Consider the following 13,113-nt stretch of genomic DNA (forward strand, 5'->3'; position numbering starts at 1 on the left):
TAAATGCCGATTGGTTGCCTCAAACTCTAACAGATAAAATCGCCAGATGAAGGAAGGTTGCGCCGAAATGAGTCAAAGTTTGGCAAACAGCCGGAAAAGTCCGCCTTCATCCGGATGGTCTGCGACAAGCGCATTTGCCCGCCAGAGCGACGGCAACCGGTCGGCCACACGGGCAGAAATGCATAAAAACCGCGTTTTCTCGTCAAAAGGCGGCGCGATTTCATGCATCGCTTCGACGAAGCTCGTCGCGGCAACGCCGGAATAGAGCATGACCGCGACAAAAGGCGCGCCGTCAAGCACATTCCGAAGTGCTGACGCAGAATAAGGAATTGTCTCCGTGTCATAGACATCGGCAACATGCATATCGAGTTTGGCGGCCTGTATCTCGTCCTCGAACACCGGTTGGCGCACCCGTCCGGCGAGATAAAGAACACGGGATTGTTCGGGAAGATCGCGCCGCATCGTCGCTGCAAGACGAACCGCATCACCGCCCCCGTCGATCACATGACCGAACCCGGCCTTCTGCGCTGCCTGCGCTGTTCCCTGTCCCACAGCAAAGAGCGGCAGGCCAAGAAACGGCTTCAGCCGTTCCGTGTCGATATGGTGAAAGGCATTGGCGCTCGTCACTGTCAAAGCCGCAAACGGGCCATCGGGCAGAGCAAAGGAAAGCGCAACGGTTCGGCTCAGTGGAAGGAGAACCGGCTCATAGCCTCTCGACGCCAGTTTGGCGGCAGTCTCGGAGCCAGCCGGCTGTGGCCGCATCACCAGAACGCGACCAAGAGATGCGATTTGTGCTGGCCCCGCCAAATCTACTCCCAGCCCTCGAAGAATTGGGGACCAGCCTTCGCGCGCAGATGCTCCGCGGCTTCTTTGCCAAGAACGGCGGCATTTGATGCCGGACCTTCCGTCCTTATCTCGTGCGCTTCAGACCCGTCCGGCTTCAAAATCATGCCGTGAAAGGAAACCGTATCGCCGTTCACGGTTGCAAGACCGGCAATCGGCGTGCGGCAGGAACCGTCAAGGGCAGCCAGAAATGCCCGTTCGCAGGCAAGTGCAATACCAGTCTCGCGATGCGCAAGGGGCGCCAGCAGCGTGTCGATACGCGTATCGCCGATACGGGTCTCGATGCCGATGGCACCTTGTCCCGGCGCAGGCGGGAAGCTTTCCGGATCGGCCAGGTCTGTAATGACATCGCCTAGCCCCAGACGCCGCAACCCCGCACAGGCGAGAAACGTCCCGTCGACTTCTCCGGCTTCCAGTTTGCGAAGGCGAGTATCGACATTGCCGCGGAAAATCACCACTTGAATGTCGGGACGAAGACGGCGGATCAAAGCCTGACGACGCAATGATGACGATCCAACAGTTGCACCCTGCGGCAGATCGATAAGGCGGGAGGCCGTACGACCGATAAAGGCATCGCGCGGATCTTCGCGCTCAAGGAAAACAGAAAGATGCAGACCATCGGGCAGAACCGTCGGCATATCCTTGGTCGAATGGACCGCAAGATCGATTCGACCATCCGTCAGCGCCTGCTCGATCTCTTCGGTAAAAAGCCCCTTGCCGCCGATCTCGGAAAGCGCGCGATCCTGAATACGGTCGCCCGCCGTCGACATGGGAATGATTTCAATAGCTTCTTCCGGCAGACCATGTGCCTCCATAAGGCGACGACGCGTTTCGTAAGCCTGGGCGAGAGCAAGCTTGCTGCCCCGCGTGCCTATCTTCAACGTGCCATTCTTTAAGGATGCTGTTTGCATATTGCGTCGTCCATGGTACCGGATTTTTTCAATGAATTATGAGACAGGCAGGGTCTAACCGCAAATGCGCATTCTTGGAATAGAAACAAGTTGCGACGAAACAGCCGCCGCAATCGTCGAACGTGACGATCAAGGTGAAGGACGGATTCTGTCCAATGTGGTTTTGAGCCAGATCGCCGAGCACGAACCCTATGGCGGTGTGGTGCCGGAGATTGCCGCACGCGCCCATGTCGAAGCGCTGGACCGGCTGGTTGCGCGCGCGCTCGAAGATGCCGACATGAAGCTTGCCGATGTCGATGCGGTGGCCGCCACGGCAGGACCGGGGCTGATCGGCGGACTGATCGTCGGGCTGATGACCGCCAAGGCACTGGCCATGGCGGCACAGAAGCCGTTTTATGCCGTCAACCATCTGGAAGGCCACGCATTGACGGCGCGTCTGACCGACGGCCTGCCGTTTCCTTATCTGCTGCTGCTCGTTTCCGGCGGTCATACGCAGATGGTGCTGATACGCGGTATTGGCGACTACGAACGCCTCGGCACCACTATTGACGACGCGCTGGGCGAAGCCTTCGACAAGACGGCAAAGCTTTTGGGTCTACCTTACCCGGGCGGTCCGGCAGTCGAACGTATGGCGCTTCAGGGCAATCCGAAGCGATTCGCCCTGCCGCGACCGCTGAAGGGCGAAGCACGGCTCGATTTTTCCTTTTCCGGTCTCAAGACGGCAGTGCGCCAGACGGCAACAGAACTGGTTCCATTGTCGGTGCAGGACGTGGCCGATATTTGCGCCTCTTTCCAGGCTGCAGTCGCCGACACGCTGTCCGACCGGGTGGGCCGGTCACTTGAACGTTTCAGAAACGAATTTCCCGATTGCGAAACACCGGCGCTTGTCGTTGCGGGCGGGGTCGCGGCCAACAAGACCTTGCGCGGCGCGCTCGAAACTCTTTGCGCCCGGCACGGTTTCAGCTTCATCGCTCCGCCGCTCGATCTGTGCACCGACAATGCTGCAATGATTGCCTGGGCCGGTGCCGAACGGGCCGCAACGGAAGCTCCTGATTCGCTCGATCTTGCACCGCGCTCGCGCTGGCCGCTTGACGAGAAGTCGGCTCCGCTGATCGGAACCGGACGACGTGGAGCCAAGGCATGAGCGAAAAGACTAGCAAGATTGCTATTCTGGGTGGTGGTGCCTGGGGCACGGCCCTTGCGGCTATGGCATGCAGCCGCGGCCATGATACATGGCTTTATGCTCGCGACGAGGCGATGGTCGAAGCCATCAACCGGACACACCGCAATCCGCGCTATCTGGGCGAGATCGACCTTCCCGGCGCTATAAATGCAAGCACGGACGTGGCTGCTGCCGCCGAACATGCGGATGCCGTTCTGGCCGTCATTCCCGCGCAGGCCATGCGCGCCGGGCTTTCGCAGTTGAGCAGTCTTATTCCGCAAACCGCACCCGTCGTGCTCTGCGCGAAAGGGATCGAACGCAGCACCGGACGGCTGATGTCGGAAATCGTAGCCGAAGTTCTGCCGAACCATCGGATCGCAGCGCTATCCGGTCCGAGTTTTGCAACAGACGTCGCCAGAGGACTTCCGACCGCTGTGACGGTTGCCTGCGAGGAAGCAGCAATTGCCGATCGGCTCGCAGCACTTTTGTCCGGTCCAGCCTTCCGATGCTATTCGACAACCGATCTCAAAGGGGTCGAAATCGGCGGTGCTTTGAAAAATGTCCTCGCTATTGCTGCCGGTGCTGCCGTCGGGCGCGGGTTCGGCGCAAGCGCACAGGCTGCTCTCGTCACGCGCGGGTTTGCGGAACTCCGCCGTATCGGTCAGGCCATGGGTGCCAGACCCGAAACCATCATGGGGCTTTCCGGCCTTGGCGATCTGATGCTGACCTGCTCTTCGTCGCAGTCACGCAATTACTCCTACGGGCTGGCACTCGGACGCGGCGAGGATCTGACCAATCGCCCGCTTGCCGAAGGCGTGGCGACCGCACCGATTGCCGCCGAACTATGCCGCAAACATGCTATCTCCGCTCCCATCATCGATGCGACGGGAGCACTGCTTGACGGCACCATCACCATTGACGAAGCCGTGACGGCTCTGCTCAACCGACCACTCAAGACCGAGGACTAGAGCGTGATCCCGAAAGTGGGAACCGGTTTTCGGACAAGATCATGCTCGAACGGAAAGGATAATTGACAATGCTTTTTGCTCTTCTGTGCAACGACAAGCCGGACCATCTGCAAGTGCGCCTCGATACGCGCCCTGCACATCTCGACTATCTCAAGGGTCTTGGTGACGGGCTGAAGTTCGCAGGCCCATTCCTCGGTGAAGACGGCAAGCCAAACGGCAGTCTGGTCGTTGTCGAAGCTGCCGACAAGGCCGCAGCAGAAAAGATCGCTGCCAATGATCCGTACGCACTGGCAGGCCTGTTTCAGAACGTAACTGTGCGTCCGTGGAATTGGGCGATCAACAATCCCGCCAACGCTTGAGGCTCATGACTGATGGCTTATTGGCTGTTCAAATCCGAACCGTTCAAATGGTCATGGGAAATGCAGAAAGCCCGTGGCGAAAAAGGCGAGCAATGGGATGGTGTGCGCAATTATCTGGCGCGCAACAACATGCGCGCCATGAAACTGGGCGACAAGGGCTTCTTCTATCATTCCAACGAAGGGCTGGAAGTCGTCGGCATCGTCGAGGTCTGTGCGCTGGCGCATCATGACAGTACGACGGACGATCCGCGCTGGGAATGCGTGGATATCAGAGCTGTGCGCGACATGCCGAAGCCGGTAACGCTGAAAGATGTGAAAGCCAATCCGAAGCTAGAGAAGATGGCGCTCGTCACCTCGATGCGTCTTTCGGTGCAGCCAGTGACGGAAGATGAATGGATCGAAGTCTGCCGCATGGGCGGACTGGACGCAAAGAGCGCTTTGGCATGAGCATGTCTGCATCCCCAAACCGGTTCCCGCTTTAGGGAGACATGCTCTGATGCTCGATCCGGCACATAAAAGCGCGCGTGATTTCATTCTGGCCAATACCAGCCTGCAAGCGCCGCCGCACGTGCCGGAAATTCGTCTGCATCTGGCCGATGAAGCGCACGACCTCTGGCACAAGACCGAGGAAGAGCTTGCTACAATCGGCCTGCCACCGCCCTTCTGGGCTTTCGCCTGGGCTGGTGGTCAGGGTGTGGCACGCTATATCCTTGATCATCCAGAAACGGTGAAAGACAAGACGGTACTCGATTTTGCATCCGGTTCCGGCCTTGTCGCCATTGCCGCCATGCAGGCAGGGGCATCAAGCGTGCTGGCGTCGGACATCGATCCCTTCGCGCTTCCCGCCATCGAGATCAATGCATCGGCCAATGGCGTGTCGGTTGCTCCCTCTCTGGATGACCTCATCGGCAATGACGGTGGTTGGGATGTGATCCTGGCAGGCGATGTCTTTTATGAAAAGCCACTCGCCGAGCGGCTTATTCCCTGGTTTTCAAAACTTGCCGAACGTGGCGCCCGTATCGTCGTCGGCGATCCGGGACGCGCCTATCTACCGAAAGACCGGCTGCAGCAACTTGCCGTCTATACCGTGCCTGTTACCCGCGCCCTTGAAGACGCTGAAGTGAAGCGAACGACCGTCTGGGCGTTTATTTAAGCAAATTTCTTCGCACCCGCCACACACACGACGACCACCGCTGCCGTCGCGACCATACCCATGCTGACGGGTTCCCCCGCAATACCGGCAGCCAGCATAAGGCCAAAGAAAGGCTGGAGAAGCTGTAACTGGCCGACAGTGGCGGCACCACCCTGCGCAAGGCCGCGATACCAGAAGAAGAAGCCGATCAGCATCGAAAACAGCGAGACATAGCCGAGGCTTATCCAGGCTGGCGTGCCGATGCCTGCCCATGTCTCCGGACGCGTCAAAACACTCAGCGGCAGCATGACCGGCAGCGAGAACACCAGCGCCCAGCAGATAACCTGCCAGCCGCCGAGCCTGCGCGAAAGCTGCGCGCCTTCGGCATAGCCCAGACCGCAGACGATAACAGCAGCGAGCATCAACACGTCACCCAGAAGCGTGGACTGGCTTCCCTGCCCATAGGCATAGGAAGCGACAATGAGGCTTCCAACCACTGAAAACAGCCAGAACATCGGGCGCGGATGCTCACCACCGCGCAGGACAGCGAAGATTGCCGTGGCGAGCGGCAGAAGTCCGATAAAGACAATCGCATGGGCGGATGTCATATGCTGGAGGGCAAGCCCCGTCAGAAGCGGGAAACCGACGACCACGCCAAGCGCCACAACAATCAACGAGATGGCATCGTTACGGCGGGGAAAAGGTTCCCGAAACGCCAGCAGAAGCGCCATGCCAAGCAGTCCCGCGATAGACGCTCGCGCCATTGTCAGAAACGTCGGATCGATATCGATCACCGCCAGCCGCGTTGCCGGCAGCGAGCCGGAAAAAATCAATACGCCCAAAAACCCGTTGACCCATCCGGCGGTCTTATTCCCAACATTCTCACGCATAGTGTCTTTTCGACTTTCTCTAAAATCGTATAAGGATTCGTGAGACAATGCCGCGGAACTGCCCGAATAATCAGAGACAGTTTCGGGACAATTCTGGCAAACTGTACTGGTACAAGGGATAGTACAGATGATTTCGACGGGCCTTCTGCGCAGCCTCGAAGCTGTAGAAGCCGCTTACGCAAGCGGAGAAATCGAGCGTGGCGATGAAAACGCTACCGCCGACAGGACCCCGCTCGTTGAAAAGGTGATGGGCATTATTCGCGGACGCATTACGGCGATGAGCCTTGCGCCGGGTGCACGACTACCTTCCATCCGTCGCCTCGCCGAAGCGATGAATGTCTCGAAATCCACTGTCGTCGAAGCCTATGACAGGCTGGTGGCGGAAGGCATAATCCAGTCGCGCCGCGGTGCCGGTTTCTATGTTTCGGAGCGCGCTCGCCAGCCATTTTCGCTGGCCACCAACACACCGCACAAGGAACGCCAGATCGATCCTTTCTGGGTCATGCGACAGTCACTTGAGGCAGACGACACCGCACTTAAACCGGGGTGCGGATGGCTACCCGACACGTGGCTTCCACAGGAAGCGATCCGCCGGGCGATGCGCGCGGTTGCTCGCGACGAGGGGAGCAATATTGCCACCTATGGCGAACCGCTCGGTTTCCGCCCCCTGCGCCAGCACCTTGCTCACCGACTCGGTGAACAAGGCATCGACGTTTCGAGCGGAGAAATATTGCTGGCCGATTCCGGCACGCAGGCCATCGACCTGATCTGCCGTTATCTGTTGCAACCGGGCGATACGGTTCTGGTCGATGATCCCTGCTACTTCAACTTTCAGGCCGTGCTTCTGACACACCGTGTAAAACTGGTCGGCGTGCCCTATACCCATACCGGCCCGGACCTCGAAGCCTTTGCGAGAGCAGCCAGCGAACACGCGCCGAAACTCTATATATCCAATGCCGGATTGCATAACCCGACCGGCGGTTCGATGACGCCAGCCACGGCCCACCGGCTGCTGAAGCTCGCCGAAGCGCATGGCGTCACGCTGGTCGAAGACAATATCTTCGGCGACTTCCACCCCTCGCCTACCCCGCTTCTTGCCGAACTGGACGGGTTCGACCGCGTCCTGCATGTTGGCAGTTTCTCCAAGACGCTGTCCGCCGCAGCCCGCGTCGGCTATATCGCCGGACGTCGCGACTGGATCGACGGGCTGACCGACCTGAAGCTCGCCACCAGCTTCGGGGGCAATGTGTTGTCGCAACAGATTGTGCATGCGCTTTTGACCGATGGTGCCTATCGCCGCCACGTGGACAGCCTGCGCGCCAAACTGGCCGATGCGATGACGCTCATCGCCAGCCGCCTGAAGGCAGAGGGCCTCACGCTGTGGACCGAGCCGCAAGGCGGCATGTTTCTATGGGCTGAATTGCCGGATGGGCTGGACTCCGGCCAGATTGCGCGGCATGCTCTGGACAAAGGCGTCGTGCTTGCGCCCGGCAATGTCTTCAGCCCGTCACATACGGCCAGCCGTTTCCTGCGCTTCAACGTTGCGCAATCGCTGGAGCCGTACATTTTCGCTGTGCTGCGCGATGCGATGAGAGACGCGCGCACCAAAATCGACAGCTGAAAAACTCCCTCAACATTAGCACTCCCGTATCGAAAACAATTTCAAGCAAAAGAGACACAGTCATCTAGACGGCTGCGGTTATACTCCTGCGACATGTCTTTGGAGGAGACATCGCGCATTTCGTCGTCAGTTGGGTGTCGAAAGACATGCCGTCATGACGATCCAGCGCAGGGAGAACGGAGAGAGCAGGCTGGCGTTATGTTCGCGCCTGCTGGGAGGGAGTAGCATTGAATACGCACCAGTCCGGGGCGGATACGCTTTCGCGTCCCGAAGATGAAAAACTATCTGTCGCTGCCAATCTGGCATATGGTTTTCAGCATGTGCTGACCATGTATGGGGGCATCGTGGCAGTTCCGCTGATCATCGGTCAGGCGGCTGGTCTCAGCCCAACCGAAATCGGCCTCTTGATCACAGCATCGCTTTTTGCCGGTGGCGTTGCCACCGTCCTGCAAACCGTCGGCATACCTTTTTTCGGCTGCCAGCTGCCTCTGGTCCAGGGCGTCTCTTTTTCGGGCGTCGCCACCATGGTGGCCATCGTCACATCGAGCCAGACCGGTGAAGCCGGCTTGCAGGTCGTGCTGGGAGCCGTCATTGCGGCAGCCGTCATCGGCCTTATCATCACGCCGATATTCTCACGCATCACGCGTTTCTTTCCGCCGCTCGTCACCGGTATCGTCATCACCACCATCGGCCTGACGCTGATGCCTGTTGCGGCGCGCTGGGCAATGGGCGGAGACAGCAACAGCCCCGAATTCGGCAGCATGGCCAATATCGGTCTTGCCGGCCTCACACTGGTCATCGTGCTCATTCTCAGCAAGATGGGCAATGCCACGATTTCGCGACTTTCGATCCTGCTCGCGATGGTCATCGGAACCTTTATCGCCTGGGCGCTCGGCATGACCGATTTTTCGCGGGTGAGCGAAGGTTCAATGGTGGCGCTGCCGGAAATCTTCCACTTCGGCATGCCGATATTCAGCCTCGCCGCAACGCTCTCTATGTTCATTGTGATCATGGTCACGCTCGTCGAGACTTCCGCCGATATTCTGGCGGTCGGTGAAATCCTCGGTACGAAAGTGGATTCGCGACGTCTCGCCAACGGCCTGCGCGCGGATATGCTTTCAAGCATCCTGTCGCCGGTTGTCGGTTCCTTTACGCAAAGCGCCTTCGCACAGAATGTCGGCCTTGTCGCTGTGACAGGCGTGAAGAGCCGTTATGTCGTGGCAACTGGCGGGCTGATCCTCATCACGCTCGGCCTCCTGCCGGTGATGGGTCGGGTGATTGCCTGCGTTCCTCCGGCAGTTCTGGGTGGAGCGGGTATCGTCCTGTTCGGCACGGTGGCTGCAAGCGGCATCCGCACACTCGCCAAAGTGGACTACGAGAACAATATCAATCTCATTATCGTGGCAACCTCGATCGGCTTCGGTATGATCCCGATCGCCGCACCCCAGTTCTATCATAACTTTCCGACCTGGTTTGAAACCATTTTCCACTCCGGCATCAGCTCGGCAGCGTTGATGGCCATTGCGCTCAACCTGATGTTCAATGAAATCAAATTGGGCAACAGCAACCAGATGTCAGTCTTCGCGGAAGGTACGGAACGCATCATCCGCCATCACAACATCTCGGAGCTGCATGACGGAGATTATTTCCTGAACGGCAAGCTCTACGATGCCAAAGGCAATGAAGTCAGGGTCGTTGCTGCTGCCGCCGCACACTGAGACGATTATCTCAGGACACGGATCATGGTTCGGTCCGTCAGATGAGGCAAGAGGCGCGCCATGTCGGCGCGCCTCAATGCTATGCAGCCTTCTGTGGGCGTATAGCCGGGTCGGGCAAGGTGAAAGAAGATTGCACTGCCGCATCCGCGACGGCGCGGCGCAATATTCCAGTCCATGACAATGCAGACATCGTAGAGATCATCACGCCGCCACATATCCTCGTGGCTTGCCGCATAAGGCAGCCTTACCGGGCGGTTGTAATTGGCGTCAGACGGTGCATCACACCAGCCATCCAGACGGCGGATGCGCCCGAGCGGCAACCGCGATGACGGCAGCATACCCTTGTCGCCGCGCCGGTATCCATAGAGCAGCCGCATGGTTGCCAGAGGCGTTGCTCCGTCGCCTTCACGCTTGAAAGCGCTGATTCCCCCCTTGCCAAGAGCGCATTCCAGCACCAGATTGCCGGCAACAAGCAAGCCGCGAGTCTTGTGGCCCGGTTTGGCCCGCACATCGATAATGCCAATTCCCCGGCTAATTTCGTGTCTGGCCAAGCCCCCGCCTCCGTGTCATGCATGTTTCAAACCGTTGTCGGCGAGAGCAAAAATCTCTTTCGCGTTTCGCCGCTTCAACTTGTCTCCATTAAATGTCATAAAACACCAAGAGCCATTTAAATCAAAGAGTAACGAGGACAGGCATGACAGGCCGTACGATACTGATTGTGGACGATGACGAAGATCTCCGTTCTATCCTCGTCGAACAGCTGGAGCTGTGCGAAGAATTCCAGATTTTGCAGGAAGACAATGCCACCAAGGGCATCCAGACTGCACGAAACGGCATTGTAGACCTCCTGATCATGGATGTCGGCCTGCCGGATATGGATGGACGTGAAGCCGTAAAATTGCTGCGCAAGGGTGGTTTCAAGGCACCGATCATCATGCTCACCGGCCACGATACGGAATCGGATACGATTCTCGGCCTCGAATCGGGCGCCAATGATTATGTCACCAAGCCGTTCAAATTCGCAGTGCTTCTGGCGCGCGTGCGCGCGCAGCTGCGTCAGCACGAGCAGAGCGAGGACGCGACCTTCATCGTCGGCCCTTATACGTTCAAGCCCGGCCAGAAACTCCTCATCGACGAGAAGGGCAGCAAGATTCGCCTCACCGAAAAGGAAGCGGCGATCATCAAGTATCTCTATCGCGCCGGCGACAAGGTTATCGGCCGCGATGTGCTTCTTGAAGAAGTATGGGGTTATAATTCAGGTGTGACCACGCATACGCTGGAAACCCACGTCTATCGTCTGCGCCAGAAAATCGAAAAAGATCCGTCCAATGCGGCGCTTCTGGTCACAGAAAGCGGGGGATACAAGCTTGTCCCATGATGGACAGCGCCCGATGCAGGTGTATTGACGACCCATGGCGCTTGATGACGATATTCGCATTCTCGGCACGGTAGGCCTGTTCGAGTCTTTTACGCCCGAACAGTTGCGGTTGCTTGCCTTCGGTGCGGAACGTCTCGTTCTCAGGGCCGGACGTGAGCTTTTCCGTGAAGGGCAAAGTGCCGACTGCGCCTATATCGTCGTATCGGGCAATATCACCCTGTTTCATGAACAAGACGAAGGGCGGATTGCGATCCGCCCCGTCGGCCCTGGCGCCATGATTGGCGAAATGGCGTTGATCGCGCAGACCTCGCGTCTTACCGGTGCAGTCGCCGAAGCGGAAACCGAGGTTATCCGCATCAGCCGCGCAATCTTCCGTCGCATTCTGGAAGAATATCCCGAAGTGGCGGCGGCACTCCATGCGCATGTCAGTCGCAATCTGCTGGAACTGATCGGCGAAATCGAAAAGGTCGCACCCCGCCTGAATAGCGATTGACCCTTTTCAGAGTTCAATCACCCTTTCCATTCCGATGGCATTGAGAAAAGCCTGATCGTGGCTCACGATGATCAATGCTCCCTCATAGGCATTGAGAGCGGTTTCCAGTGCCTCGATGGAATCGAGATCGAGATGATTGGTCGGTTCATCAAGGATCAGAAGTTCGGGAAGCTCTGTTCCACCCAGAACGCAGGCAAGTGCCGCCCGCAACAATTCGCCTCCACTGAGACTGTTGGCAAGCCGAGAAGCCCCCTCGCCGCGAAACGAAAAACGCGCCAGTGCTGCACGGGCATCATTGTCGTTCGACCCCGGATTGAGACGCCGATAGTTTTCATAAAGGGTCTGGCCGCGATCCATCAGGCTCATCTGCTGGTCAAACATCACCATGCGCTCCGGGCGCATGACGGTTCCGGCCAAAGGTTGAAGCTCCCCCGTAATCAGCCGCAACAGGCTGGTCTTGCCTGCGCCATTCGGCCCTGCGACAACCACACGCTCGGCTCCCACGATCTTCAATGACAGGTCGCGGATCACCGGGTAGTCGGCTTGCGGTCCGCCCGAGACACTTCGCATATCGAGCATGACGCGACCGGAAGGCGGAACCGCACCAGCCACATTGAAATGCATCGGCCTTACTCGCTCGACTTTTGCTTCCGCCTCCTGCAACTGCTCGTTGGCCCGGCTAGACTGGCGTTCCGCCAGTGCATCGCCCCGGCCTTTCGATTGCTGCGCACGGTCCTCCCGGGCATCGAGCAGCATTTTGCTCATTCCTGCATCGGCGCGTGATTTGCGACCGCGCGCATCGCTGCGCGCCTGTCTTTCGGCTGCAGCCTGTGCCTTGCGCTCCACCTGCTTGACTTCACGCCGTGCCGTTACGAGATCGCGCACCGCCGTCGCGCGCTCTTCGGTCTTTTTTGCGTGATAGAAGTCCCAGTTGCCGCCATAGAGCCGAAGCCCGTCCGGAGATAATTCTGCTATCGCATCCATGGACTGCAACAGTTCGCGGTCATGGCTGACCACCACGGCTGCACCGCGCCAGGCGGTCAGCAAACCGACAACTGCCAAACGACCGGCACGATCAAGATTATTGGTCGGCTCGTCCAAGAGAATGAGATCAGGCTTGCGAAATATGAGGGCTGCAAGCGCCGCGCGCGTCTGCTGACCTCCACTCAAGGTCGACAGGAGTATCTCGGAAGCCATATCAGGCAATCCAAGCCGCTGCAGCGCGTCGGTAAAGCGCTGCGGCAGAAGCCAGTCGGCCTCACTAAGATCGCTGTCACTGGCCAAGCCCTGTTCGACACGTGCCAGTATATCGAAATCTGTGCGCGCATCGAAAAGATCAGCCAGCGTCTCGGAATCATCGCCGCCGACGTTCTGCCGCAAAACACCGATGGTTCCGTTCACCGTCACATTTCCGCTTGTCGGAAGCAGTGCGCCATTCATCACGTGCAGCAGCGTCGATTTCCCGACGCCATTGCGTCCGACCAGACCGATACGGCCTGCGGCTATGCTGAAATTAATGGATTCGAAGAGAGTACGGCCATCAGCCGTAACGCAGGAAACATCCTGAAGTGTAAGAAGAGCAGACATCGCGAACCATGGAAACGTTGAAAACACTGGTCATTTGAAACAGTGCAATCC

General features: G+C 58.4%; 14 protein-coding genes. 9 read left to right on the plus strand and 5 right to left on the minus strand.

What is annotated here, in order from left to right:
- Positions 1 to 72: 72 nt before the first annotated feature.
- Positions 73 to 762, minus strand: coding sequence for a uroporphyrinogen-III synthase (locus tag ABDF71_RS00300; RefSeq protein ID WP_043061810.1), 690 nt, complete (start codon positions 760 to 762; stop codon positions 73 to 75).
- A 47-nt stretch (positions 763 to 809) separates the two neighbouring features.
- Positions 810 to 1,754: a hydroxymethylbilane synthase gene (gene hemC, locus ABDF71_RS00305; RefSeq protein WP_010657552.1), complete on the minus strand. Its 945-nt coding sequence runs from the start codon at positions 1,752 to 1,754 to the stop codon at positions 810 to 812.
- 64 nt (positions 1,755 to 1,818) lie between these two features.
- Here hemC and tsaD point away from each other — a divergent pair, with 64 nt between their 5' ends.
- The 5 genes from tsaD (at position 1,819) to ABDF71_RS00330 (ending at position 5,396) form a co-directional block, all read left to right on the plus strand.
- Complete coding sequence (tsaD, locus tag ABDF71_RS00310; protein WP_151663730.1) at positions 1,819 to 2,898, plus strand: tRNA (adenosine(37)-N6)-threonylcarbamoyltransferase complex transferase subunit TsaD; 1,080 nt, start codon at positions 1,819 to 1,821, stop codon at positions 2,896 to 2,898.
- Positions 2,895 to 3,884, plus strand: a complete 990-nt coding sequence (locus ABDF71_RS00315) for an NAD(P)H-dependent glycerol-3-phosphate dehydrogenase (RefSeq protein WP_010657554.1) — start codon at positions 2,895 to 2,897, stop codon at positions 3,882 to 3,884. Before tsaD ends, ABDF71_RS00315 begins: the two co-directional genes overlap by 4 nt.
- A 68-nt stretch (positions 3,885 to 3,952) precedes the next feature.
- Entirely contained in the window at positions 3,953 to 4,243 is a 291-nt protein-coding gene (locus ABDF71_RS00320) for a YciI-like protein (RefSeq protein WP_010657555.1), read from the plus strand.
- Between the two features lie 12 nt (positions 4,244 to 4,255).
- Positions 4,256 to 4,690, plus strand: coding sequence for an EVE domain-containing protein (locus ABDF71_RS00325; RefSeq protein WP_010657556.1), 435 nt, complete (start codon positions 4,256 to 4,258; stop codon positions 4,688 to 4,690).
- 49 nt (positions 4,691 to 4,739) lie between these two features.
- A complete protein-coding gene (locus tag ABDF71_RS00330) occupies positions 4,740 to 5,396 on the plus strand; it encodes a class I SAM-dependent methyltransferase (protein WP_029929700.1) in 657 nt (218 codons plus the stop codon).
- Here ABDF71_RS00330 and ABDF71_RS00335 read toward each other — a convergent pair.
- Positions 5,393 to 6,265: a DMT family transporter gene (locus tag ABDF71_RS00335; protein ID WP_010657558.1), complete on the minus strand. Its 873-nt coding sequence runs from the start codon at positions 6,263 to 6,265 to the stop codon at positions 5,393 to 5,395. The two genes, ABDF71_RS00330 and ABDF71_RS00335, sit on opposite strands and share 4 nt — an antisense overlap.
- 127 nt (positions 6,266 to 6,392) lie before the next feature.
- Here ABDF71_RS00335 and ABDF71_RS00340 point away from each other — a divergent pair, with 127 nt between their 5' ends.
- Together ABDF71_RS00340 and ABDF71_RS00345 are read left to right on the plus strand one after the other, a co-directional pair.
- Complete coding sequence (locus tag ABDF71_RS00340) at positions 6,393 to 7,886, plus strand: aminotransferase-like domain-containing protein (protein ID WP_500060770.1); 1,494 nt, start codon at positions 6,393 to 6,395, stop codon at positions 7,884 to 7,886.
- A gap of 227 nt (positions 7,887 to 8,113) precedes the next feature.
- Entirely contained in the window at positions 8,114 to 9,604 is a 1,491-nt protein-coding gene (locus ABDF71_RS00345) for a nucleobase:cation symporter-2 family protein (protein ID WP_012091153.1), read from the plus strand.
- Positions 9,605 to 9,609: 5 nt separating this feature from the next.
- Here the strand turns inward: ABDF71_RS00345 and ABDF71_RS00350 are convergent, their stop codons facing one another.
- Complete coding sequence (locus tag ABDF71_RS00350; protein WP_094514463.1) at positions 9,610 to 10,155, minus strand: L,D-transpeptidase family protein; 546 nt, start codon at positions 10,153 to 10,155, stop codon at positions 9,610 to 9,612.
- Between the two features lie 143 nt (positions 10,156 to 10,298).
- On the opposite strand from ABDF71_RS00350, the gene optR reads away from it, so the two are divergent.
- Positions 10,299 to 10,982, plus strand: a complete 684-nt coding sequence (gene optR / locus ABDF71_RS00355; RefSeq protein WP_006467959.1) for a response regulator OptR — start codon at positions 10,299 to 10,301, stop codon at positions 10,980 to 10,982.
- 34 nt (positions 10,983 to 11,016) lie between these two features.
- Entirely contained in the window at positions 11,017 to 11,475 is a 459-nt protein-coding gene (locus tag ABDF71_RS00360; RefSeq protein WP_071632642.1) for a cyclic nucleotide-binding domain-containing protein, read from the plus strand.
- A gap of 6 nt (positions 11,476 to 11,481) precedes the next feature.
- Here the strand turns inward: ABDF71_RS00360 and ABDF71_RS00365 are convergent, their stop codons facing one another.
- Positions 11,482 to 13,062 carry an ABC-F family ATP-binding cassette domain-containing protein gene (locus ABDF71_RS00365; RefSeq protein WP_151663727.1) on the minus strand — a complete coding sequence of 527 codons (1,581 nt, stop codon included), beginning with the start codon at positions 13,060 to 13,062 and terminating at the stop codon, positions 11,482 to 11,484.
- Positions 13,063 to 13,113: the final 51 nt, after the last annotated feature.

This window comes from Ochrobactrum sp. WV_118_8, from assembly GCF_039631535.1.
GTDB lineage: Bacteria > Pseudomonadota > Alphaproteobacteria > Rhizobiales > Rhizobiaceae > Brucella > Brucella anthropi.